General features: G+C 60.4%; 21 protein-coding genes. 12 read left to right on the forward strand and 9 right to left on the reverse strand.

The window, feature by feature from the left end:
• Nucleotide 1 precedes the first annotated feature (1 nt).
• The 4 genes from ACFWEM_RS06365 (at nt 2) to ACFWEM_RS06380 (ending at nt 4,147) form a co-directional block, all read left to right on the forward strand.
• Nucleotides 2-913: an SDR family NAD(P)-dependent oxidoreductase gene (locus tag ACFWEM_RS06365; RefSeq protein ID WP_378532064.1), complete on the forward strand. Its 912-nt coding sequence runs from the start codon at nt 2-4 to the stop codon at nt 911-913.
• A gap of 1 nt (nt 914) precedes the next feature.
• Complete coding sequence (locus tag ACFWEM_RS06370) at nt 915-1,835, forward strand: ferritin-like domain-containing protein (protein WP_378532066.1); 921 nt, start codon at nt 915-917, stop codon at nt 1,833-1,835.
• Entirely contained in the window at nt 1,832-3,319 is a 1,488-nt protein-coding gene (locus tag ACFWEM_RS06375; protein ID WP_378532068.1) for a flavin-containing monooxygenase, read from the forward strand. Before ACFWEM_RS06370 ends, ACFWEM_RS06375 begins: the two co-directional genes overlap by 4 nt.
• Nucleotides 3,320-3,394: 75 nt before the next feature.
• Entirely contained in the window at nt 3,395-4,147 is a 753-nt protein-coding gene (locus ACFWEM_RS06380) for a MerR family transcriptional regulator (protein ID WP_378532070.1), read from the forward strand.
• Between the two features lie 44 nt (nt 4,148-4,191).
• Here ACFWEM_RS06380 and ACFWEM_RS06385 read toward each other — a convergent pair whose 3' ends face one another.
• Both ACFWEM_RS06385 and ACFWEM_RS06390 read right to left on the reverse strand, forming a co-directional pair.
• Nucleotides 4,192-4,947 carry a class I SAM-dependent methyltransferase gene (locus ACFWEM_RS06385; RefSeq protein WP_378532072.1) on the reverse strand — a complete coding sequence of 252 codons (756 nt, stop codon included), beginning with the start codon at nt 4,945-4,947 and terminating at the stop codon, nt 4,192-4,194.
• Nucleotides 4,948-5,029: 82 nt separating this feature from the next.
• Nucleotides 5,030-6,280: an MCE family protein gene (locus ACFWEM_RS06390; RefSeq protein WP_378532759.1), complete on the reverse strand. Its 1,251-nt coding sequence runs from the start codon at nt 6,278-6,280 to the stop codon at nt 5,030-5,032.
• Nucleotides 6,281-6,618: 338 nt separating this feature from the next.
• On the opposite strand from ACFWEM_RS06390, the gene ACFWEM_RS06395 reads away from it, so the two are divergent.
• Nucleotides 6,619-6,930, forward strand: a complete 312-nt coding sequence (locus ACFWEM_RS06395; protein WP_378532074.1) for an ArsR/SmtB family transcription factor — start codon at nt 6,619-6,621, stop codon at nt 6,928-6,930.
• Between the two features lie 98 nt (nt 6,931-7,028).
• Nucleotides 7,029-8,204 (forward strand): MFS transporter, encoded by a 1,176-nt coding sequence (locus ACFWEM_RS06400; protein ID WP_378532076.1) that lies wholly within the window; start codon nt 7,029-7,031, stop codon nt 8,202-8,204.
• Here the strand turns inward: ACFWEM_RS06400 and ACFWEM_RS06405 are convergent.
• From ACFWEM_RS06405 to ACFWEM_RS06415, 3 genes are all read right to left on the reverse strand, one after another.
• Nucleotides 8,171-8,899: an aspartate/glutamate racemase family protein gene (locus ACFWEM_RS06405; RefSeq protein WP_378532079.1), complete on the reverse strand. Its 729-nt coding sequence runs from the start codon at nt 8,897-8,899 to the stop codon at nt 8,171-8,173. The two genes, ACFWEM_RS06400 and ACFWEM_RS06405, sit on opposite strands and share 34 nt — an antisense overlap.
• 5 nt (nt 8,900-8,904) lie before the next feature.
• A complete protein-coding gene (locus ACFWEM_RS06410) occupies nt 8,905-10,479 on the reverse strand; it encodes an NCS1 family nucleobase:cation symporter-1 (RefSeq protein ID WP_378532081.1) in 1,575 nt (524 codons plus the stop codon).
• A 107-nt stretch (nt 10,480-10,586) separates the two neighbouring features.
• Nucleotides 10,587-11,309, reverse strand: coding sequence for a GntR family transcriptional regulator (locus ACFWEM_RS06415; protein WP_378532083.1), 723 nt, complete (start codon nt 11,307-11,309; stop codon nt 10,587-10,589).
• 195 nt (nt 11,310-11,504) lie between these two features.
• Here ACFWEM_RS06415 and ACFWEM_RS06420 point away from each other — a divergent pair, with 195 nt between their 5' ends.
• Nucleotides 11,505-13,841 (forward strand): ATP-binding protein, encoded by a 2,337-nt coding sequence (locus ACFWEM_RS06420; protein ID WP_378532085.1) that lies wholly within the window; start codon nt 11,505-11,507, stop codon nt 13,839-13,841.
• Nucleotides 13,842-13,929: 88 nt separating this feature from the next.
• Complete coding sequence (locus ACFWEM_RS06425) at nt 13,930-16,290, forward strand: ATP-binding protein (protein WP_378532087.1); 2,361 nt, start codon at nt 13,930-13,932, stop codon at nt 16,288-16,290.
• A gap of 401 nt (nt 16,291-16,691) precedes the next feature.
• Here the strand turns inward: ACFWEM_RS06425 and ACFWEM_RS06430 are convergent, their stop codons facing one another.
• Complete coding sequence (locus ACFWEM_RS06430) at nt 16,692-17,231, reverse strand: C40 family peptidase (RefSeq protein WP_378532089.1); 540 nt, start codon at nt 17,229-17,231, stop codon at nt 16,692-16,694.
• 300 nt (nt 17,232-17,531) lie between these two features.
• Here ACFWEM_RS06430 and ACFWEM_RS06435 point away from each other — a divergent pair, with 300 nt between their 5' ends.
• The 4 genes from ACFWEM_RS06435 to ACFWEM_RS06450 all read left to right on the forward strand — a co-directional run bounded on the left by ACFWEM_RS06435 (nt 17,532) and on the right by ACFWEM_RS06450 (nt 20,939).
• Nucleotides 17,532-18,425 (forward strand): alpha/beta fold hydrolase, encoded by an 894-nt coding sequence (locus tag ACFWEM_RS06435; protein WP_378532091.1) that lies wholly within the window; start codon nt 17,532-17,534, stop codon nt 18,423-18,425.
• Between the two features lie 240 nt (nt 18,426-18,665).
• Nucleotides 18,666-18,947: a DUF6412 domain-containing protein gene (locus ACFWEM_RS06440; RefSeq protein ID WP_378532093.1), complete on the forward strand. Its 282-nt coding sequence runs from the start codon at nt 18,666-18,668 to the stop codon at nt 18,945-18,947.
• Between the two features lie 111 nt (nt 18,948-19,058).
• Entirely contained in the window at nt 19,059-20,012 is a 954-nt protein-coding gene (yidC, locus tag ACFWEM_RS06445; RefSeq protein ID WP_378532095.1) for a membrane protein insertase YidC, read from the forward strand.
• Nucleotides 20,013-20,063: 51 nt separating this feature from the next.
• Nucleotides 20,064-20,939: an oxidoreductase gene (locus tag ACFWEM_RS06450; protein ID WP_378532097.1), complete on the forward strand. Its 876-nt coding sequence runs from the start codon at nt 20,064-20,066 to the stop codon at nt 20,937-20,939.
• A gap of 78 nt (nt 20,940-21,017) precedes the next feature.
• Here ACFWEM_RS06450 and ACFWEM_RS06455 read toward each other — a convergent pair whose 3' ends face one another.
• Genes ACFWEM_RS06455 through ACFWEM_RS06465 form a run of 3 tightly spaced genes read right to left on the reverse strand, consistent with a single transcriptional unit; the run spans nt 21,018 to nt 22,908 of the window.
• On the reverse strand, nt 21,018-22,025 hold the full coding sequence (locus tag ACFWEM_RS06455; RefSeq protein ID WP_378532099.1) for an NADP-dependent oxidoreductase: 1,008 nt from the start codon (nt 22,023-22,025) through the stop codon (nt 21,018-21,020).
• Nucleotides 22,022-22,450 carry an organic hydroperoxide resistance protein gene (locus ACFWEM_RS06460; RefSeq protein WP_003939720.1) on the reverse strand — a complete coding sequence of 143 codons (429 nt, stop codon included), beginning with the start codon at nt 22,448-22,450 and terminating at the stop codon, nt 22,022-22,024. Before ACFWEM_RS06460 ends, ACFWEM_RS06455 begins: the two co-directional genes overlap by 4 nt.
• Complete coding sequence (locus tag ACFWEM_RS06465) at nt 22,447-22,908, reverse strand: MarR family winged helix-turn-helix transcriptional regulator (RefSeq protein WP_095968728.1); 462 nt, start codon at nt 22,906-22,908, stop codon at nt 22,447-22,449. The genes ACFWEM_RS06460 and ACFWEM_RS06465 overlap by 4 nt, the downstream gene beginning before the upstream one ends.
• Nucleotides 22,909-22,950: the final 42 nt, after the last annotated feature.

Below are 22,950 nucleotides of genomic sequence, written 5' to 3' on the forward strand. Positions count from 1 at the left end.
AGTGTCAACCAAGAAGCCGACCAATAACCGCGGATCGACGTTGTCCCACAATGCCCGCGCAGTGGTGACCGGCGCCGGCAGCGGAATCGGCCGGGCCTTTTCGTTGGAGTTGGCGCGCCGAGGCGGTGAGGTGATCTGCGCGGATATCTCGCTGGAGCGGGCCAAGGAAACTGTGGCACTCATCGACGAGATCGGTGGTACCGCACACGCCGTCCAATGCGATGTGTCGATTCGTGAGCAGGTTCAGGACCTGGCGTTGTTCGCGGAACTCGAACTTGCGGGACCGCTTTCGCTGGTGATCAACAATGCCGGGGTCGGTATCGGTGGGAAACCGGTGGGTGAGATCGGTTTCGAGGATTGGGAGTGGGCACTCGGGATCAATCTGTGGGGTGTCGTGCACGGCTGTGAGATATTCGCTCCACAACTGCGTGCGAGCGGCGCCGGGGGATTCATCAACGTGGCCTCGGCCGCTGGGTTTGCGGCTGCGCCGCTGATGGCGCCCTACAACGTCGGCAAAGCGGCCGTGATGTCGCTCTCGGAGACCTTGTCTGCTGAACTTGCCGGTACGGGAGTGCGGGTGACGGTGCTGTGTCCGACCTTCGTCAAGACAAATGTTGCTCGCGACGGTCGAATCACCGCGGAAGCAACACAATTGGCGCAGACGTTGATGCGGCGAACCGGCTTTTCGCCGGAGCGCATCGCCGTCACCACTCTCGACGCCTACGACAAGGGGCGACTCTACGTGGTGCCGCAGTTCGATGCGAAGGTGATCTGGCGACTCAAGCGGTATCTACCCGTTGCATACACGTGGGGCTGTGGAGTTCTCAATCGCTTTGCGCCGAAACAGAAGTCGGGATCATCTGGAGCCTCGGCGGTGCCGGATACGAACTCGCTGAGCACGAAAGGAGCGTGACATGTCCTTCGATTTCGACGGAATGCTGCAGAAGATCAAGGACCGACAATGGGCTCTGGTGGAGATCGACTGGGATGCTCCCGGTGCCGAGACGATCAGTCCAGAGCTTCACGCGAAGCTGAAACCGTTCATGTCGGACCTGATGTGGATCGAGAACGTCGGTGCCCGTGGCTTCGCTGCGATGGCTCTCAAGGCGCCGACTGAAACTCTCCGCGACATCTATCGGCATTTTCACGCCGAGGAACAGAAGCACGCCAACGCCGAACTCGCGCTGATGCGTAGGTGGGGAATGCTCGACGGCGACGAGATGCCCGAGCCCAACATCAACGTCAAGCTCGTCATCGACTGGCTGGACAAGCATTCCGACGGTTTGTCTCTCTCGATTCTCGGGACCGTCATACCGATGCTCGAGGTGGCGCTCGACGGAGCCCTGGTCAAATTCATCATGGACGAGATCGAGGATCCGGTCTGTCAGGCTGTGTTCAAGAAGATCAATGCAGACGAGTCCAGGCATCTGGCGGTCGATTTCGCGGTGATCGAGATGCTCGGGCACTCGACGACGCGCAAGCTCGTCGTCGAAACCGTCGGCGCCTGGATGAATCCGGCGTTGATCATCGGGACACTTCGATACATCCCGCTGTTGAACAAGATGCGCGACAACATCGTCGACATGGGAGTGAACGAGGAACGGCTCTACACCGCGATGAAGCGGTTCAGGAACGTAGGCGAACGGAGTCCGGCCGCGCTCCGCGTCCCGATGTATCGGGTGGTGAAGTGGCACGGAAACATGGTCATCAATCGCAACCATCCCTATCATCTGCTTGCCGATCGGATGGTCAAGGTCACTGGCCGACTTTCCGGCAGCAGGCTCAATTCCGAGCCGACCTGGGCCAAGGAACTGACGTACGAGCCACTCGCATGAGTACTGCCGAGCCACTGTCAGTGGCGATCATCGGTGGAGGTTTCGCAGGAATCGGAGCGGCGATTCGGTTGAAGCAGAACGGTATCGAGGACTTCGTCATTCTCGAACGGGGCACGGAGGTCGGCGGGACGTGGCGCGACAACACGTATCCGGGAGCCGCGTGCGACATTCCGTCCCGTCTGTACTCGTACAGTTTCGCCCCGAACCCCGACTGGTCGCACACCTACTCAGCCAGTGCGGAGATCCTCGGCTACATCCGAACGATGGTGAAAGAGTTCGGCCTCGATTCGAAGATTCGGTTTCGGTGCAACGTCACGGGCATCGAGTGGGACGAGCAGACCGGCGCCTGGACGATCGCGCTCGAGGGCCGTGAAGCGGTCGTTGCCCGGACCGTCGTCATGGCGTCGGGTCCGCTCGCGAACGTCAGCTTTCCTGCTGTTCCGGGTTTGGAGAGCTACGAAGGACACAAGATTCACAGTGCTCGCTGGGACCATGACTACGACTTCACCGACAAGCGAGTCGCAGTGATCGGAACCGGCGCCAGTGGCGTCCAGATCGTGCCGGAACTCGTCAAAACTGCACGATCTGTGAAGGTTTTCCAACGAACCCCCGGATGGGCATTGCCGCGAGCAAATCTACGCACACGACCTCGCACGAAGGAGCTGTACCGTCGTCATCCGGTCGTCCAGACTCTGGCGCGTCGGGCTTGGTACTGGGGACACGAATCGGTAGCGCTCGGGGTGGTCTGGGAATCCCCGTTGACGAGGGTGGTGGAAACAGTCGGGCGTCTTCATCTGCGCATGCAGGTGAAGGACCCGTGGTTGCGGCGACAACTCACTCCCGATTTTCGGGCAGGGTGCAAGCGGTTGCTGATGACCAGCGAGTATTACCCGGCTCTCCAGCAGGACAATTGCACACTCGTGACCTGGCCGATCGCGAGATTGGCCCCACATGGCGTTCGCACGGTCGAAGGGATCGAGCATCAATTCGACTGCATTGTGTTCGCCACCGGCTTCGACGTTTGCAAGACCGGAACACCGGTCCCGATCATCGGAAGGGGTGGACGTGTGCTCGCAGAGGAGTGGAAATCGGGGGCGCGTGCGTACAAGAGCATCGCGGTATCCGGTTACCCCAACCTGTATTTCACCTTCGGACCCAACTCGGGTCCGGGGCACAGCTCCGCCCTCGTGTACATGGAAGCGCAACTCGACTATCTCGCCCAAGCGATCAAAATCGTCCTCGAGCGCGACCTCAAGGCACTCGATGTTCGTCAAGATGTCGAAGATGCGTACAACGTCGAGTTGCAACGGCGGCTGTCGAAGACCACGTGGAACTCTGGATGTTCGAGTTGGTATCTCACCGACGAAGGTTTCAATGCCACGATGTTTCCCGGTTTCGCGACCCAGTACGTGAACCAATTGAAATCGGTGGATCTTCGGGACTACACGAGCACAGTGCGCGAGAAAGACACTGCGCAGACCTGATCCCGGGTTCTGATCGGCCTGGTGTTGCCACTAAGTTGGAATCGTGACGACCGACGCGGCAGAGGAGACGAGGCGGTGACCGAGTACCGCATCGACGATCTCGCGCGGGCTGCGGGCACCACCTCGCGGAACGTACGGGCATATCAGGAACGCGGATTGCTTCCTCCACCGGAGAAGCGGGGGCGGGTAGGCATCTACGGCGACGCGCACCTCGAACGCCTCAAACTGATCGACACACTTCTTCAACGAGGTTTCACCACTGCGCATATCGACGACTTCATCACCGGGTGGGAAACCGGGAAAGACCTGACAGAGGTGCTGGGTCTGCAGCACGCGGTCACCGAATCATGGTCCCGCAGTGACACCGTGAGTATCGAGATGACCGTCGTACGCGAGTTTCTCGGGGGCGATGCGGATGGTCAACTGGATCGACTCGTAGATCTCGGACTGGTACAGATCGAAGGCGAGAACTGTGTTTTCACCGATCCTGCTTTGCTCAGCGGGTTTTCGAGTCTCCTCGAATACGGTTTTACTCTCGATCAACTTGTCGATGTGCATGAAAAGCTCCACAACGCTGTGGACGGGATCGCCAAAGACCTGATTCAGGCGGCGAAGGACCGCATCGTCGATCAGCACGGGGTCGGTTGGCTTCCGGAGGGCGACGAGATTGCCGGAACAGCCGAGATGCTCCAGACGATGCGTGAACTCGGTGTGGCATCGGTACATTCGGCACTGGCCCGGGCGCTCGACGCGAACCTTCAGCGTGAACTCGGCGACTACCTCGCCGCTGCGATCGGCTCGCGGAGCGACGTCGACGAGTCGACTTAGCAGCTTCGATCACGTTCGGGATGCGCTGCCCCGTCGCGGTGCGCTCAGCTCTTGCGTGCCTCGATCAGGAATCGACTCGAGTACGCGACAAACGATCCGGCGCGACGGATCTGCGCGTCGAGTTCGCGGAGTCGGTCTCGGTACTGCGCCACGGTGAATCCCGGAACCATCCAGATCACCTTGCGTAAGAAGTAGACAACGGCGCCGATGTCGAAGAATTCCATGCGCAGACGCTCGAAACGAAGGTCGACGACAGTGAGCCCGGCCGCAATCGCGTCAGCACTTTCATCCTCGTAGTGCCGTCCACGACGAGCCTGCGGCTGAGGACCGAGAAAGTACTCGACCAGTTCGAACACGCTGGCGTGACCCACATGTTGGCCGAAGTACGTTCCCCCGGGTTCGAGCACGCGAGTGATCTCGGACCACCACACTGTCGCGGGGTGCCGGCTGGTCACCAGATCGAATGCCGAATCGGCAAACGGTAGCGGTGGCTCGTCTGCGTCCGCGACGACCACCACACCTCGGGGACGCAGAAGGGCGGTGGCCTTGGCGATGTTCGGTGGCCAGGATTCGGTTGCTGCCATCACCCGCGGGAGTGACGGTGCAGCGGCGAGGACTTCGCCGCCGCCGGTCTGGATGTCCAATGCGGCGCCGGCGCGGCCGAGACGCTCACCCATCAGCCTCTGGTATCCCCATGAGGGACGCTGCTCCGTAGCGCGCCCGTCGAGCCACGAGAAATCCCATCCGTCGACGGAGGCAGATTCGGCTTCGGCTACGAGTTCGTCGAAACTTCGTGACATCCCCTGTGGCTTGCCCTCAGGCCTTCCTTCTGACATCACATCATCATCGTCGGCGAGCACTGACGGTGCCACTTGTTTACGGCTACTTCGGGGTGGCGCCGAGCATCGGTGCGAGTTGAGTGGCAATCGGGTTCAGGTTGAGCCTGTCCGGGTCCACCTTGGGCTTGCTGTCCCACGGTTGCGAGGTGTTCGGGTCGGCGAAGGCGATGCGGTCGGCACTACGAACTCCCGTTTCGCTGCCCTGAGGCGCCTGGCAGTTGGCGGCAGTGTTCAACGGGAAGTTCTGCGTGGTGTCGTCGAAGTTCGGGTCTTTGCGCTTCATCTCGTCGAGAATCGCCATGGTTCCTTCGTAGCCGACAGTGCACGAGAGTGGGTTGTTGGTCTCGAGTACCAAGCCCAGATGAACAGTCCCGTCTCCCGGCGCAACGGTGGGCGCCGCCCCGGCGAGCGCAGGGAGAAAGAGTAGGAATGGCTGCAGGGAAGGCAATGTCGGTGCAGCCGCAGCTGCAACGGCGGAGAGGTTGGAGAGGTTGGTGGTGAGTGCGGGGCCGGCTTCGGTGACGAGTGCGCCGACTTGGTCGCTGGCCGGTATGCCGTTGTCGATCACGCGTCGGATGTCGGGGTCGCTGGTGCGCAACTGCGCGGTCAGTGCGTCGAGGTCGGTGCTGAACTGCTTGATCGCCGACGATTGATCGGACTGGGTCGTGAGCACCGTCTGGCTGTCGCGGATCAGTCCGAGGGTCTGGGGAAGGGTATCGAGGCCCGACTGGGAAATCCCCGACAGCGAGTCGGCAAGTACCTGCAGATCTTCGCCTTTGCCGTTGAATGCCGCGCCGAGTTCCTTCGCGACGGTATGCAGTGCGTCGACGGGAACGGACCGCACCAAACCGTCGGCGCTGGTCAAGACGTTCTCGATCGGGATCGGCGTGGTGGTGTCGCCCACGGCGATCACCGAGCCGTCTTCGAGGAACGGACCCTGGTCGGTATCGGGCTGCAGGTCGACGTACTGCTCGCCGATGGCAGAGCGATTGGCCACGACGGCTCGCGCTGATGCGGGGATCGGGGGAGCACTGCTGTCGATCAACAGGTCGACTTCGATTCCCTCGGACGTGAGGGACATGTCGCCGACGCGTCCGACGGGTACACCGCGGTAGGTCACTTCGGCATTGGTGAAGATGCCGCCGGACGTCGCCAGTTCGGTCTTGACCGTGTACTGGCCGAATCCCAGAAGATTGTCCAGCCGTACATATTTCGCACCGACGTAGATCAACCCGAGTAGCGCGACGGCGACGAGAGCGATCAGCTGCCATTTGGCGAGCCTCGACATCACCATCGGAGATCGAGCCCGAACTGATGTGGTGTGCTCATGGTTCGACTCCCGAATGACAAGCCGGGTACGGCTGATGTTGAGCGAATTGTGTTCACCCACGGACGTTCTGAGGTGAACCGGAAAGTTCCGACAATTCGTTGTTGGCGATAACTATAAACAAGTCGTCACAGATAGAAAGTCGGGGTGTATGTTTCCGCAGGTCGATGAAAACCAAGTGGCACAGCTCACTTCACGGGTAGAAGTGTGATGCACAACCTTTCCCGCGCCGTGCAGGCTTGACTTAGCCGGTCGTATCTATAAAAGTAGATGCGTTCCGGTCGGCGAAGGGTGAGGTGTGATCGATGGATGCTTTGGCGATCTTCAAGTCCCTGTCGAACCAGACTCGCCTGCAGATCATGGAGTGGCTGGCGCATCCGGCGAAGTACTTCGACGAAGACTCGTACACGCAACAGGATCTCGGTTTTCACATCGGAGTCTGTGTCGGTGACATTGCGTCGCGATCGGGGCTCGCGCAGTCGGTAATCTCGGGGTATCTGCAGGGCATGAAGGATGTGGGCCTGCTCGAGTCCGAACGTATCGGGAAGTGGACGTACTACCGGCGGAATGAAGCCGTGATCGCCGAGTTCAGGGAATTCGTTCGCGAAGAACTGTGACAGTCGGTTTTTTCGCGACGATGAGCGCCTCATCATATCTACATATCTAGATATGTATCTGTTTCGCGTCCCGTGTGGCGCAGTAAGAGGAGTGTGTTGTGAAGTCGAAATTATTGATTCCCGTTCTGGCATTGGGCGTATTCGGAATCATAACCACCGAAATGGGGATTATCGGGGTTCTGCCCCAGGTCAGCGACAAGTTCGGCATCACCGCGTCCGATGCAGGATGGTTGGTCGGTGTGTTTGCGCTCGTCGTGGCGGTGACCGGTCCGTTCACGACGCTTTTCACTTCGGGAATCAACAGGAAAACCGTTCTGCTGGTGGCGATTGCAGTCTTCGCGGTTTCCAATCTGGTGTATGCGACAACGTCGAGTTTCGAGGTGATGTTTGCTTTCCGGATCATCCCCGCCGTCGTTCATCCGGTCTTCTTCGCTCTCGCGCTCGCGAGTGCGGTTCGTCTGGTGCCACCAGAGGAGGCAACTACTGCGGTCACGAAGGTGTTTGCCGGTGTCACCGTCGGATTTGCGTTCGGTGTGCCGTTGACGTCGTATCTGGCCGAGAATTTCACGGTGTCGACAGCTTTCGTTTTCGGCGCCGTGGTCAATGTCCTCGCGTTTTTCGGAATTCTGACACTTCTGCCCTCGACCCCGGTGACACAACGCATTTCCTACGGCGCGCAGGTCGGAATACTTCGACGGCCCCGCGTGTGGTTGACCATTCTTTCCGTCACGTTCGTCTTCGCAGCCATGTTCTCGGTGTACGGATACTTCGCCGAATATCTCGGCGGGGTGACCGGAATGAGCGGATCGTGGATCAGCGCGATGCTCTTGGCTTTCGGTGTCGTGATGATCTTCGGGAACTTCGTTTTCGGCGCGATGCTCGGAAAGAATGTGGTGCGAACGGTGGTGGCTTTCCCGTTGCTCTACATCGTCGTGTACGTCGTGATCTATCTGGTGGGGCCGTACTTTGCCGCGATGACTGTTGCCGTGTTGGTGTGGGGCATGGTGCATTCCGGTGGACTGGTCGTTTCGCAGAGTTGGATGGGACGAGATTCGGTTGATGCACCTGAGTTCGGTAACAGCCTGTTCATTTCGTTCTCCAATCTGGGGATCACGCTCGGAACAGCGACAGGCGGCCTGTTTCTCTCGCATCTCGGAACACGGCAATTGGTTTGGGCCGGAGTCTTGTTCGCTGCCCTCGCCCTGGCAATGATCATCGCTCGATTGTCGCTCGGGCGGGTTCACAACGAGAACGGCGCCAAGGTGCCGGCGTAGTTCTTGGGAAGTGGCCGCGAGAACTCACCGCGCGTACTGGTCGACAAACCAAGCGTGATCAAGGATTGAACCATCGTGACGGCAGCGGCAACGCCGTCCACTACCGGCACCCCCAGTTCGGCAGACAGTTCCTGGCAGAGGTCCGCCATACCTGCACAACCCAGAACGAGGACGTCCGAGTCGTCTCGTTCCAATGCGTCGAAGCAGGCTTCCAGGATCACTTTTCGCGCATCGGGATCACGATCGAGTTCGAGAACCGGAATCTCGCAGGAGTGGATACCCCGGCAGCGGGCCTGCATCCCGTAACGGTCCACCAGGTCGGCAGCGCGGCCACGGGTTCGGCCGAGGGTGGTCACAACGCTGAAGCCACGGCCCAGAAAGCCTGCGTAGTTCATCGCCGCCTCGGCGATCGCAACCACTGGACCCCTGGCCAGTTCGCGGGCTGCGTCCAGACCTGGATCCCCGAAGCAGGCGATGACGTATCCGTCGACACCGTCCTTCTCTCCGGACGCGACCTCGGCGAGAATCCCTGGGACGCTGAGAGCTTCGTCGTAGTGGCTTTCGATCGACGCGGGTCCCATGACAGGGCTGACAGCCTCGACGAATGTGCCCGGACCGGCGACGGCCCGGGCACATTCCTCGATCTTGGCGGTCATGGCCCACGTGGTGTTGGGGTTGATCACCTTGATTCTCATGACGTTCAGTCGACCGTCGCGGTTTCCGCGGAGGAAGCATTACGGACAGCCAGGGGGGTACGCGTAGCGAGTAAGTAGTAGACGGCAAATCCGAGTCCGCAACCGATGAACCAGCTGTACTGTGCTGCCGTGTACATTCCGGTGAGATCTTTGGCCAGCACCGGGACCATCGCGACGACTGCTCCCACGATGGTTGCGATCACTGCGGCCGGGTTGTATCCCTTGCTGTACCAGTAGGTTCCGGTAGGTGACATGCTGAACAGTTCGTCCACGATCACCTTCTGTTTGCGCACGAGGTAGTAGTCGGCGATCAGGATTCCGAACAGCGGACCGATGAACGCTCCGAGGGTTTCGAGCGTGTAGTGGATGACGTCCGGATTGTTGTAGAGGTTCCACGGGGTGATGAGGATCGAGCCGATCGCTGCGATCATTCCGCCGGCACGCCAGCTGATTTTCTGTGGGCTGACGTTCGAGAAGTCGAAGGCAGGGGAGATGAAGTTGGCGACGATGTTGATGCCGATCGTGGCGATGGTGAAGGTGAGTGCGCCGAGGACGATGGCGAAGGTGCTGTCGATTCGTGCCACGGTTGCAACTGGATCGGTGATCAGTTCGCCGTACACCGGCAGTGTCAACGATGCCGTGACGACGACCAGCACCGAGAACACGAGGAAGTTGACCGGCAAACCGAGGAAGTTGCCCTTCTTGACTGCAGCGAACGACTTCCCGTAGCGGGAGAAGTCGCCGAAGTTGAGCATCGGTCCGGAGAAGTACGAGACAACCAGAGCGACAGCACCGAGCATGACGGGGACGGCGTCGAGACCCGAGTACTTGACGTCGCCGAGCGTGAGATCGATTGCGCTCCAGCCTGCCTGGTAGATGAGGTAGCCGCACAGCATGAACATCACGACATACACTGCCGGCCCGCAGAAGTCGATGAACCGACGGATCGACTCCATGCCTCGCCAGAACACGCAGGCCTGCAATACCCACAGCAGCATGAAACTTCCCCACCCGAGAGCGGAGAGTCCGGCGAATCCGAAGTCTTCGACGACGGCATAGGGCGCGAGTGACGGAAAGAGTTTGATCAGTACTACATCGAGCGCGGCCGAAGCGAGGAAGGTTTGAATCCCGTACCAAGCCACGGCAATCAGGCCACGGATTATTGCCGGGATGTTCGCGCCGAGAACTCCGAACACGCTGCGGCAGATCACCGGATACGGCACGCCTGTGGCCTGGCTCGGTTTGGCGACGAGATTGCAGAAGAAGTAGACGATCGTGATACCGAGCAGCAAAGCGACGAGTACTTGCCAGCTGGCCAACCCCAGTGCGAAAAGGCTACCGGCGGTGACATATCCACCGACGCTGTGTACGTCGGACATCCAGAAGGCGAAGATATTGTACGACGACCAGGTCTGCTTGCGAAGCGGCGCCAGATCCTCATTGGTCAAACGTGGGTCGTAGCCGGGCTTGATCAGTCCGCTGCCGACCGGGTGACCCGCAGCTTCGACCAGGTCACCTGGGCCGGTTTCCATTGCGGGAGTAGGTGTAGAGGTCGTTCGAGAGGGAAGAATGTCGGTCATGACAGCTCCTGTGCATCAGTGCAGGAAATCAGCGGACAGAGCACAAGCTCTCAGCGTCAGTGATGAAAACCGTGTCGAGGGAAAGGTATCGACGCTGTGTTGCACAGTTATTGCGCGATCGGTATATCTTTTTCGGACAGTAGACCGGTGTTTGTGGGCAGAGTCGCGATCACGGTATTGAGTCGGCGATGATGGATTTCGGACGCACTCAGAAGGGCGGCTGCGTCCCGGTGCAGGAATGCGTCCAGCATCGCGGTGTGATCCGAGTGCAGAACCTGGCGATCGATGCCGGCAACATGGACCATCGGCTGAACCGGTTCGGTGATGTTCCAGGCAGCTTCGAACATGTGCAGAAGTCGAAGCATGTGCGAAGGTCGAGTCAGCGCGAGGTGAAAGTTTCGGCTCTCGCAGTGATAGGACTGAGAGTCGTCGTAGCGCAATGCGATCTCCAGACGGGAGTTCACCTCGACGGCGTGTTCGTGATCCTCCTCGGTTGCCTGCTCGACCGCGACGGCCAACGCAGCTGATTCCAGAGTTTCGCGGACGATGTACATCTCTCGCAATTCCGCCGGCGTCAACTGAGCAACGGTGTAGCCGAATTGATGTCGGTGGTCGACCAAAGATTCTCCGACCAGGGTTTTCAGCGATTCGCGCACTGGTATTCGGCTGACACCGAACACATCAGCCACCTCGCCCAGAGGAATCGGGGTACCCGGAGGCGCCGAACCGGACAGAATCACTCGCCGCAGTTCGTCGAGAATCGCTTGTTGTGGACTACCGGGAGCATCGATTACCAGTTGCGTCAGCAGTACCGATCTACGGCGCGGCATGTCGCTCTCCCTTCGTGTATTGCCAGCGTAGAAATACGTTGTTTCGCCCGCGTGACACCGGTGTGGCCGTCGTGAATCGCGCACTCGAAGGGGAACATGAGTGATCCGATCACAAGCGAAAGTGAGTGCTGCTCAGGAGGCCGATCGTGGGCGTAGCGTTGTTGTGTAGTGGTATGGCAGAAAGCGAGTCGGTCGATGGCATCCGCTGTGCGCTCAGAAGCCGACCAGCGAGTTGTCGGTAACTTGCCCTTGGAGCTGACAAGTTTTGTCGGTCGCCGGCGCGAGTTGGCCGACGCCAGGAGATTGTTCGAGACGTCCCGTTTGTTGACACTGACCGGGATCGGTGGCGTGGGCAAGACACGGCTCGCGATCCGACTTGCGGGAGCGTTGCAACGGGTGTTTCGAGATGGTGCCTGGTTGGTGGAACTCGGGGAGCAGACAGATCCTGATCTCCTCGAAGATTACGTCGCCGTGACCCTTGGTGTCCGGTCAGTCTCGTCGCCGGACCCGCTGCAGGCATTGATCGACTACTGCGCCGATCGGAGTTTGCTCTTGGTGCTCGACAACTGTGAACATCTGGTCGATGCAGTTGCGCTGTTCACCGGGGCGATTTTGCGTCGATGTGCCGGTGTGAAGATCCTCGCGACGAGCCGCGAGTCGTTGGGTGTGGGTGGTGAAGCGACGATGCGGGTTCCCTCCCTCAGCACCCCGCTGCAGTATGACTCGGGAGTGCCCGAGGGGCTGGCTCGATACGAATCCGTGTCACTGTTCACCGAGCGTGCGGCCACGGTAGTTCCAGGCTTTGTCCTCACGGATGGGAACAAGCTTGCTGTAGCCCGTATCTGCCACGATCTGGACGGCTTGCCGTTACCGATCGAACTGGCGGCAGCTCGCCTGCGTGGTATGTCTGCCGAGCAGATCATGAGCAGGCTCTCGGATCGATACCGACTTCTGACGACGGGTGGACGCGATGTTCCGAGTCGTCAACAGACGCTGCGATTGTCGATCGATTGGAGTTACGACCTCTGCTCGTCATTCGAACAACAGTTGTGGGGGAGGTTGTCGGTGTTTTCGGGTGGGTTCGACCTCGACGCCGCCGAGGGCGTGTGTGGACAGGATATGAATTCGACCGAAGTGCTCGATCTCGTCACCGCGTTGGTCGAGAAGTCCATCCTCATTCGTGAGGAAACCAACGGGGATGTTCGCTACCACCTCCTCGATCTTCTCCGGGAGTACGGACATGAAAAGTTGGAGTCCGCCGGTGAGTATTCCGATCTACGTCGAAGGCATCGTGATTGGTTCGAATCCCTTGTTGTACAGGCTGATTCCGAATGGATCAGCAGCGCGCAGGCGGAGTGGATCGAGTGGCTGAGTCGTGAGCAGCGTAACGTGTACGAAGCGCTGGAGTTCTCGATTTCGACGCCGGGTCAGGCACGGTCTGCGACACGAATGGTCGCGGCGTTGTACCGATTCTGGCTCAACGGTGGGCGGATCGGTTCGGCGAGGCGCTGGGTGGATCGGACCCTGAGCGCCTCCGATGGAGAGCCGGACATGTATCGCCTGGAAATTCTGTGCATCGATGCTGTGGCACACGGCATGCAGGGTGATCTCGTTCGCGCACGCGGACAGGTCGACGAGAGTTGGCGCCTTGCCGAGGTCATCGGAGACGTGCGCTCGCGAGGCCTGGCCGGATGGGCTGACGGATATGTCGACGCGTTCAACGGCGAATTCGACACTGCCACCGAGAAGTTGGAACTTGCCGTAACGCTGTTCCGATCAGCTGAGAATCTGCAGCACGAGGTGATCGGGTTGGGCACCCTCGGGCTCGCGTACATCTTCACCGGTGCTCTGGAGCGTTCTGTGGAGTGCTTCGACGAGTCCCTCGCGATCACCGCACCGGTGCACGAAGTGATGTATCAGGCGTCGACGTTAGCCAACCTCGGGCTTGTGGATTGGCTTCGGGGCGACCTCGCGCGCACTCGTGACCATTTGACGCGAAGTCTGCGGACCACCGACGCCTCGTTGAACTCTGCATGGTGTGTCGAACCGATGGCTTGGGTTGCGGCAGCGCAACGTGATTGGAAGCATGCAGCAGTTCTGCTCGGTGCCGCAGCGATGTTCTGGCAGCGGGTCGGGGGTCGACTGAGCGGGCTTTCGAGTTTGTCAGCCCATCACGACAGCGCTGCAAGTTCTGCTCGAAAGGCATTGGGTGATAATGCTTTCGAGAGGGAATTTCGCAGAGGATTCGAGATGGCCGAAGGTGAAGCTGTGGCCTACGCGCTCGACGAGCGTCGTAGCGCACCGGCTGCATCGCCGATCGACGCACCTCACTTGACCCGTCGTGAACAGCAGGTCGCCGAATTGGTGGCTCAGGGACTGACCAACCGCGCAATCGCGGAGCACTTGGTCATCTCGCTGCGCACGGCTCAGGGGCATGTGGAGCACGTGCTGACAAAACTGGGATTCACTTCCAGATCACAGATCGCGGCGTGGTTCGTCTCGACCGCGCAGGAGACCGACTCCCGAGGCTGAGAACGCGGGCAGAGGTGAGTGCTTCTCCGGGTGCAGTTCGCGGGGGTAGCGTTGATTCGTAGCGGAATCGCAGAAAGCGAGACGGTCCATGGCACCCGCTGTGCGCTCAGATGCCGATCAGCGAGTAGTCGGCAACTTGCCGTTGGAACTGACGAGTTTTGTCGGTCGACGGCGTGAGTTGGCCGACGCCAGAAGATTGTTCGAGTCGTCCCGTTTGTTGACACTGACCGGTGTTGGTGGTGTCGGGAAGACGCGGCTTGCGATCCGACTTGCGGGAGCGTTGCAACGGGTGTTCCGGGACGGTGCGTGGTTGGTCGAACTGGGTGAGCTCTCGGATGCGGATCTGCTCGAAGACCACATCGCCGCGACTTTGGGTGTGCGGCCGGTTTCCTCGTCTGGCGCACTGCAAGCACTGATCGACTATTGCAGCGATCGGAGCCTGCTGTTGGTGCTCGACAACTGTGAGCACTTGGTGGATTCGGTTGCCAGGTTTGCCGGGACCGTCTTACGCCGGTGTGCCGGCGTGAAGATTTTGGCGACCAGCCGCGAATCGCTGGGGGTCGGTGGCGAGGTCACGATGCGGGTTCCCTCCCTCACGACTCCGGAACTTCGGGGGCCGAGCGCTTTCGACGGACTGGCCCGGTACGAGTCCATTCTGTTGTTCGCGGAACGAGCCGCAACAGTGGTGCCGGGGTTCGTACTGAGCGAAGAGAACCGGAATACCGTTGCCCGTATCTGCCACGATCTGGACGGCTTGCCGTTACCGATCGAACTGGCGGCAGCTCGCCTGCGTGGTATGTCTGCCGAGCAGATCATGAACAGGCTCTCGGATCGATACCGACTTCTGACAACGGGTGGACGCGACGTTCCGAGTCGTCAACAGACGCTGCGATTGTCGATCGATTGGAGTTACGACCTCTGCTCACCATCCGAACAACAGTTGTGGGGCCGGTTGTCGGTGTTTTCGGGTGGGTTCGACCTCGACGCCGCCGAAGGTGTGTGCGGGCAGGATATGGGTTCGAACGAAGTGCTTGATTTGATTACTGCTTTGGTCGAGAAATCCATTCTCATTCGTGAAGAGATCGACGGTATCGTTCGCTACCATCTCCTCGACCTGCTCCGGGAGTACGGGCGGGAAAAACTGGAATCCACCGGGGAACAGCTTGAACTGTCTCGCCGACAGCGTAATTGGTTTGAAGATCTTGTCGTCCGTGCCGAATCCGACTGGATCAGTTGCGGTCAAGAATCATGGGCCGCGAGGCTCGGTCGTGAACAACACAATCTGAACGACGCGCTGGAATTCTCGATTTCTACCGCTGGCGAGGCGCGGTCTGCGACTCGTGTGGTCGCCGCGTTGTACAGATTCTGGTTGTCCGACGGATTGATCGGCCAGTTGCGGTATTGGGCTGATCGAACACTGAGCGTCCCAGACGCTGGGCCTGACATTTTTCGCGTGGATGTTCTGTGCGTAGACGCCGCGGCGCATGCGATGCAGGGCGATGTTGTTCGCGCGCGCGAATTGATCGACGAGGGCCACCGCCTTGCCGAGGCTCTGGGGGATGTGCGCTCGCGGGCGCTGGCGGCTTGGGCAGACGGGTACATCGACACGGCCGCAGGAGAATTCGGCAATGCCACAGTGAAATTGGAAACTGCCGTGTCGTTGTTTCGGCTCGACGAAAATCTGCAATACGTCGTCATCAGTTTGGACACCCTCGGTCTTGCATACATCCTTGCCGGTGAACTGGAGCGGTCGGTACAGTGTTTCGACGAGTGCATCGAGATCACCGAGCCACTGCACGAAGTCACATATCAGGCCCACGCGTTGGGGTTTATCGGACTCATCGCTTGGCTTCGCGGCGACTTCGAGCGCGCGAGTGAGTATTTGACGCGCAGTTTGCAGACTGACAAATCTTCGATGAATGCGGCGTGGTGCATCGAACCGTTGGCGTGGACCGCGACAGCACAACGTGATTGGAAGCAAGCAGCGATTCTGCTCGGCGCCGCAGCGATGTACTGGCAGAAGATCGGGCAACCGCTCACCGGATTCCCGGGATTGTCGCGTTTCCGTGAGAACGCCATGGAGGTTGTTCGAAAGGCTTTGGGTGAAAGTACTTTCGACAAGAATTTTCACCGGGGAACGGGGATGACCGAGGGCGAAGCTGTGGCATACGCGCTCGACGAGCATCGCACCGCCGAAGCTGCATCGTCGATCGACGTGATTCGACTTACTCGTCGTGAGCAGCAAGTTGCGGAACTGGTTGCTCAGGGGTTCACGAATCGCGCTATCGCAGAGAGCCTCGTCATTTCGGTACGCACGGCTCAGGGGCATGTGGAGCATGTGCTGACGAAATTGGGCTTCACCTCCAGAGCGCAGATCGCGGCGTGGGTGGTGTCGACTGCGCCGGAGCGTGACTCGCGCGATGTCAATGGTTCAACAGACCGGAACTGAAGTCCGATCGCAGTTTTCCCCGGTCGTCGCAGTACAGGCAGAACACCGGGTATCGCTTACCCACTTCCCTCCGTTGAAACGACACTCGCAGCGGCCCCGACGCATCTACACGCGGAGATTCCGTGAGCAACGTGTACAACCACGGGCCCTCGTCCAATTCGACGATGGCGAGGACAGTCGCGGGATCGCCGCGAACCGTTCGCCAGGACACGACAGTGCCGTCTCCGCAACACCGCGTTACGTCCAACCGGGCCCCGCGACACCTGGTGCAGACGGCGCTTGCGGGGGAGAGGATGGCATCACATTCCGCGCAATGGGGGAGTGTCAAGCATTCTGATCGCGACGAATGTCCCGAATAGCGCTGCGATACAGGATGTTTCATCAGGCTTACGTGATACATGTCAGTAACGTCGGGCGAGGTAGTACGGCATCGAGTCCACGGGCGCGCGTTTGACCGACTCCCCAGACGTCGGGGCGTGAACTACTTGACCGCCTCCGGCATAGATCCCCACATGTTCCCCGCCGTAGTACAGGACCACGTCACCCGGCTGGAGGTCGTCCCGGGAAACCGGAGATCCGCCGACCGCCTGGTCGTAGGTAGTTCGCGGAATCGAAACGCCCGCTTGTGCATAGGCCCACTGAACGAGGCCTGAGCAGTCGAACGAGTCCGGTCCGGTCGCGCCCCAGACGTACGGGGCGCCGATCTTGGACTCTGCGGCTGCCAAGGCGCGGCCTCCATCCGAGGAAGCGAAAGCTGACACTTTCTCCGGATTCGTGACCGCAGAAACTCCGGCGATGTTCCAGTCCGGAAGCAAGGGTGCCTGAGCGTTTGCGGTGTCGATACTCACGGCGAGGGTCGTCAATGACAGAGCGCCGATGACGATGACCCTCCCGAGTGTGTTCTTCGTCGTGCGGGGGTTGGTGAATCGATGGTGCGACATTTCTCGTGTTGCCTTCGTGTCGATGCGTCCCGAAGCAGGTATTCAGCTGGGCGTGATCGGGCTTCGGCTTGTGACACACAGCCTGGTTTCGCATCGACGCGTTCGCGCCGGTCAGTTGGACGGGGTGCATACCTGTTTTTCGAGTGGCAGCACTTCGCGGTATTCCGCGAAATGTGACGCCGAAAGGAAGAAGTAGGTACCGATGTAGGTACCACGGTCGTCGCGGCGCCGGAGGGCGCACGGCAATATCGAGTTCGATACTTCATCCGAGAAAAAACCACACCTGAACTGGGATTTGACATGACCGTCGACGCACGCCGAACCGATGAATTCATCGAGTGGCGCACAGCCGTGGTCGATTCTCGACCTGTCGACTTCGGCGTCGGCGGATACGGCGAGACAGTGGTCTTTCTGCACGGGTGGGGGTTGTCGCCTCGTGCTTATCGATCTGCCCTTGCTGCTGTTGTTCACCGGGGATACCGGGTGATCGCGCCTGCGCTTCCAGGCCTTGGTGGCACGGCCGAGCTCGACCGAGCCGATCGCACCTTCGAAGGTTATGCCGCGTGGGTGACGCGGTTTCTGGACGCGGCCGGCGTTGCCGGCCCGGTGACCGTCGTGGGGCATTCGTTCGGCGGCGGTGTGGCGACAGTGGTGGCGCGGGATTTCCCCACCCGAGTCTCGCGCTTGGTTCTGGTGAACGCGGTCGGTGGCGGAATCTGGTCGAGTAGCGGCGGCCAGGAGCGCTCGATTCGTGAACGGCCGTGGTGGAGCTGGTGTGGGTCGGCGATGGTCGAAGCGGCCGAGACGGCACACACTCACAGAATCACACAGTTTCCACTCGACGAGTTCGCGTTCAACGCGCTTCGCAACGTCGGTGCGGTGTGGCGAACGGGCAACCTCGCGCGGACTGCCGATCTCATCGATGCGCTTGAAGAGATTGCAGTCCGCGCGATGTCGGTTGTCGTGTTGTGGGGCGCCGGTGATCGTGTCATTCCCCGCGCGAGCTTTGATGCTGTCTGCGCTGCTTTGCATGATCCCGAGGTCCGTGAGGTTCGCGGTAATCACAATTGGCTGATCGACGATGCGGAGTTGTTCGGCCAGGTGCTGACGGAAGAACTGGCCGGTCGAGATGTCAATGCGCCAGTTCTGTTTCCGTCTCTCGCATCTTGTTCGACCATGCGGATTGCGCAGTGACCAGGCTGCCGGCGATCAGGGTGTGCGAGCACCCACACGTTTCGACATCCAGACGTGGCCGGACCCACGGACCGATCGACGACGCGTTGGCTGCGGTCGGACTGCGACGGCGGCACGGTCGGCTCGATCACGCTCCTGCTCATGGATGGCTACGCGGACATGTCCGCGAGGTAAGCGTCTAGCTGGATCCGGTGGTCGTTCTGTACTCTCGCAGTCATGCAACAGCGGAGTACGGGAACAGTGACGCGATCACTGTTGCTGCTTCTGTTGCCGTTCGTCGCCCTTCTCGCAGTACCTCCGCTTGGTTCCTCGGGTAGCGCCGCGGTGCTGGGAACTGCGATCGCCGTCTTCGTGGTCGCTGCACTCGCAACCTCCTCGAAGTACGAACTTCTCCAACTACGCGCGGTTTCGGCCGCCGGCCCGTCGGATGACGAACGCTGCCTGCGTGGCGCTTTCCGCAGGCAGAGCAGCCCGGACGCGCCTGGCCGTCCGCAACCTCGAGCACCCGGAATCGGTCTGTAGATCGGCCGTCGGCGGGGGTGAACTCGTCGTAGGCCGGTCAGACGTCTTGCGTCCACGACCATTCCGCGCTCTCGATTGCCTGAGCGTGCCTCTCGGTGAGGTTCATTCGTCATGCTCGATTTTGTCTACTACCCCGTGTCCGGAATCCTCTGGTTCTGGCACAAAGTATTCTCACTGATCTCCGGATCACCCGACAACGGCGTCGTGTGGGCGTTGTCGGTCGTATTTCTGGTCTTCACACTCAAGGCCTTGCTGTTCAAACCCTTCGTCAAGCAGGTCCGCACCCAACTGGTGATGCAGAAGCTGCAACCTCAGATAAAGGCGTTGCAGAAGAAGTATTCGGGTGACCGGCAGAAACTTACTGTCGAGATGGCAAAGCTGCAGAAGGAACACAACTACAGTCCGCTACTCGGATGCCTGCCGATGCTTGTCCAGGCGCCGGTGTTCATTGGCCTCTACCACGTCCTGCGATCATTCAATCGAACCGGAGCAGCATCCCACGTCCCGTTTCTGAGCCCGACCGAACCGATGTCGGTGGCGGACAACGCGAACACGGCCAACTACTTCTTCAGCGCCTCGGACGTGCAGTCGTTTCTCGACGCCAAACTGTTCGGCGCGCCGTTGTCCGCCATGATTTCGAGTCCGGCAGCGCAGCTGGAAGCGTTCGGCGACGTCAGTCGGATCTCCATCATTCTGGTTGCTGTACCGCTGATGATTTTTGCCGCCGTCGCTACGCATTTCACGTCGCGGGCGTCCATCGCGCGCCAGGTGGACACCGGAACCGTCAACCCTCAAACGGCAATCATGAACAAGCTTGCTCTGTGGGTGTTTCCGGTCGGTGTGATTGCCTTCGGTGCTTTTGCTCCCGTCGCGATCCTGCTCTATTTCGTGAGCAACAACTGCTGGACGTTGGGACAACAGCATTTTGTGTACGGACGCATCGCGGCAGAGCAGAAGGAGGCCGAATTGTCGTCGACACCCGCAGTGGCCACGCCCCCGGCACGTGCAGCGGGTGCCCCACCGGTGCCAGGAGCAAAGCCGATCCGAGCCAAGCGCAAGCGATGACCGAAAAATCGGCCCTCCCTACCGACGGGTAAGGCACGTACGCTGGAATGCATGACCAAATGGACCGCAGAAGACGTAGTCGATCAGACCGGCCGCACATTTGTCGTCACGGGGGCGAACAGCGGACTGGGTGAGGTAGTCGCACGAGCGCTGGGCAAAGCCGGGGCCGACGTCGTCCTCGCCTGTCGCGACACCACGAAGGCCGACGCCGTAGCCGCAGAGATCGGATCCAACGCGGTTGTCCGCAAGTTGGACCTCTCGGATCTGTCGTCGGTACGAGCCTTTGCCGACGCAACGAAGAAGGTCGACGTCCTGGTGAACAACGCCGGCGTGATGGCGGTCCCGTTTCGCCGGACCGTCGACGGATTCGAAATGCAGATCGGCACAAACCATCTCGGACACTTCGCGTTGACCGGATTGCTGAAGGACAAGCTCACCGACCGAGTGGTGACGATGTCGAGTGCTTTGCATCAGCTCGGGACCGTCGATCTGGACGATCTCAATTTCGAGCGTCGGAAGTACAACCGCTGGCTGGCCTACGGGCAGTCCAAGCTTGCCAATCTGTTGTTCACGTACGAACTTCAGCGCAGGCTTGCAGCGTCGGGGTCACCGCTCAAGGCGCTCGCTTCGCATCCGGGATATGCGTCGACGAACCTGCAAGGGCACACCGAGTCGATCCAGGACAAGCTGATGGGAATCGGCAATCAGATCTTCGCGCAGTCCGCGGAGATGGGTGCGCTTCCCGAACTGTGGGCGGCAACCGCGCCGGATGCCTTCGGCGGCAGTTACATCGGACCGGACGGTCCGTTCGAGCAGCGCGGGTATCCCAAGGTCGTGGGGTCGAACAAGAAGTCACACGACACTAGGACCGCCGCGGGTTTGTGGACCCTGTCGGAGAAGTTGACAGGGGTGTCGTTCGGCATCTGATTCGGATACGACTGTGGCCGCGAACTCCGAGAAGTTCGCGGCCACAGTCAAATCTGTTTCAGGTGAAGACTGTTCGGGTTACAGCGTGACAACCATCTTGCCGGTGTTCGCGCCGCGCATCAGGTCGATGAAGGCTTGTGGTGCGTTCTCCAGGCCTTCGACGATGGTCTCGTCCCACTGAATCTTGTTGTCGGCGAGCCACGCTGCCATGTGGGTGCGGAATTCGCCGCCGAGGTGACGGTAGCCGCCCACGAGGAATCCGCGCAGGGTGAGCTGCTTGCCGATCACCAGTGCCAGGTTGTGGGGCGCGGTGGGCTTGTCGGTGGTGTTGTACTGAGCGATGGCTCCGCACAGGGCAATCCGGCCGCCCTGGTTCATGGCATCGATGGCGGCTTCGAGATGTTCGCCACCGACGTTGTCGAAGTACACGTCGATGCCGTCAGGGGCAGCAGCGGCTAGCAGTTCGGTGATCGGGCCGTCGTGGTAGTCGAATGCCGCGTCGAATCCGAGCTCGAGAAGCCGGGCGACCTTCGCCGGCGAACCGGCGCTACCGATAACTCGCTTCGCACCGAGCAACTTGGCGATCTGACCGACGAGCGATCCGACGGCACCTGCTGCGCCGGAGACGAATACGGTGTCGCCTTCCTTGAACTCTGCAACCGCGGTGAGGCCGGCATACGCGGTGAGACCAGTCATGCCGAGGGCACCCAGGTAAGCCGTCGCCGGCGCGATGGTCGTGTCGGCCGGAGTCACTGCGGATCCGTCGAGGATGGCGTATTCACGCCATCCGAGGCCGTGAACGACTACGTCGCCCACGGCGCGATCAGCCGACTTGGATTCGACGACCTCGCCGACAGCGCCACCGTCGAGCGCTGCACCGACCTGGAACGGCGGAAGGTACGACTTCACGTCGTTCATCCGGCCGCGCATGTACGGGTCGACGGAGATGGCGATGTTGCGGACCAGGATCTGGCCGTCTTCGAGTTCGGGGAGTTCTACCTCGACGGTGGAGAAATTCTCCGGAGTAGGCCAACCGTTGGGGCGTGAAGCGAGATGGATTTCTCGGCTGACAGTGGTGGTGCTCATTCGTCGTCCTTACTTACTTCGAGGGTGACCTCGATGTTGCCGCGAGTCGCGTTGGAGTACGGGCACACCTGGTGCGCCTTCTCCGTCAGCTCGACGGCCTGATCGTGGGGCAGATGGGGGAGTGAAACTTCCAGCGTCACAGCGAGTCCGAAACCACCTGCACCGTTGGGGCCGATGCCGACTCGCGCGCCGACTGCGGAATCGGCCACGTTGGCCTTCTCGGCGCGGGCGACCATCTGCAGTGCGGAGTGGAAGCAGGCTGCGTACCCGGCGGCAAAGAGCTGCTCAGGGTTGGTGCCTTCGCCGCTGCCGCCCATTTCCTTGGGAATGGCGAGACCGAGATCGAGGCGGCCGTCCGAGGTGCGAGCGTGACCGTTGCGACCTTCGCCGGTGGCAAGTGCTTCTGCGGTGTAGACGATGTTCATGACTTCTTCTTTCCGTCGGAGTGGGCATTGGATGCTTGAAGTGACTCGCCGAGACGAGTGAGAACGTCTCGGAGCTCGGTGAGTTCGTCGTTACTCAGACCAGTGGCGCCTGCGAGCTTGGCCGGGATGTCCTCGGCCTTGCTACGCAAGGTGGAACCCGACTCGGTCAGGTGGATCTCAACGCGACGCTCGTCGGTGGTGAGGCGTCGTCGTTCGATGAATCCCAGGCCCTCGAGCCGCTTGAGCAGCGGCGACAGAGTTCCGGTATCGAGATCGAGTGCCTCGCAGATCTCTCGCACGCCGCGGCCGTCTCGTTCCCAGAGTGTCAGCAGGACGAGGTACTGGGGGTACGTGATCCCCAGGTCGTCGAGCATTGCTCGGTACGCGGCCGTAGTAGCCCGCGACGCCGAATAGAGGGCGAAGCAGACCTGGCGTTCGAGGGCGAGTGGGTTGGTCACGAGAACAACTGTAGCGCACAGTTAAGTTGTGCACAACAAAGA

The sequence above is a fragment of the Rhodococcus sp. NPDC060176 genome (genome assembly GCF_042728675.1).
Lineage (GTDB): Bacteria > Actinomycetota > Actinomycetes > Mycobacteriales > Mycobacteriaceae > Rhodococcus_F.

Bases quoted from the DNA above. Each gene is read 5' to 3' on its own strand.
- ACFWEM_RS06425 (WP_378532087.1), top strand. From the start codon at position 13,930: ATGGCACCCGCTGTGCGCTCAGATGCCGATCAGCGAGTAGTCGGCAAC.
- ACFWEM_RS06435 (WP_378532091.1), top strand. From the start codon at position 17,532: ATGACCGTCGACGCACGCCGAACCGATGAATTCATCGAGTGGCGCACA.
- ACFWEM_RS06420 (WP_378532085.1), top strand. From the start codon at position 11,505: ATGGCATCCGCTGTGCGCTCAGAAGCCGACCAGCGAGTTGTCGGTAAC.
- ACFWEM_RS06375 (WP_378532068.1), top strand. From the start codon at position 1,832: ATGAGTACTGCCGAGCCACTGTCAGTGGCGATCATCGGTGGAGGTTTC.
- ACFWEM_RS06405 (WP_378532079.1), bottom strand. From the start codon at position 8,899: ATGAGAATCAAGGTGATCAACCCCAACACCACGTGGGCCATGACCGCC.
- ACFWEM_RS06395 (WP_378532074.1), top strand. From the start codon at position 6,619: ATGGATGCTTTGGCGATCTTCAAGTCCCTGTCGAACCAGACTCGCCTG.
- ACFWEM_RS06415 (WP_378532083.1), bottom strand. From the start codon at position 11,309: ATGCCGCGCCGTAGATCGGTACTGCTGACGCAACTGGTAATCGATGCT.
- ACFWEM_RS06455 (WP_378532099.1), bottom strand. From the start codon at position 22,025: ATGAGCACCACCACTGTCAGCCGAGAAATCCATCTCGCTTCACGCCCC.
- ACFWEM_RS06430 (WP_378532089.1), bottom strand. From the start codon at position 17,231: ATGTCGCACCATCGATTCACCAACCCCCGCACGACGAAGAACACACTC.
- ACFWEM_RS06390 (WP_378532759.1), bottom strand. From the start codon at position 6,280: ATGGTGATGTCGAGGCTCGCCAAATGGCAGCTGATCGCTCTCGTCGCC.
- ACFWEM_RS06460 (WP_003939720.1), bottom strand. From the start codon at position 22,450: ATGAACATCGTCTACACCGCAGAAGCACTTGCCACCGGCGAAGGTCGC.
- ACFWEM_RS06385 (WP_378532072.1), bottom strand. From the start codon at position 4,947: ATGTCACGAAGTTTCGACGAACTCGTAGCCGAAGCCGAATCTGCCTCC.
- yidC (WP_378532095.1), top strand. From the start codon at position 19,059: ATGCTCGATTTTGTCTACTACCCCGTGTCCGGAATCCTCTGGTTCTGG.
- ACFWEM_RS06370 (WP_378532066.1), top strand. From the start codon at position 915: ATGTCCTTCGATTTCGACGGAATGCTGCAGAAGATCAAGGACCGACAA.
- ACFWEM_RS06450 (WP_378532097.1), top strand. From the start codon at position 20,064: ATGACCAAATGGACCGCAGAAGACGTAGTCGATCAGACCGGCCGCACA.
- ACFWEM_RS06410 (WP_378532081.1), bottom strand. From the start codon at position 10,479: ATGACCGACATTCTTCCCTCTCGAACGACCTCTACACCTACTCCCGCA.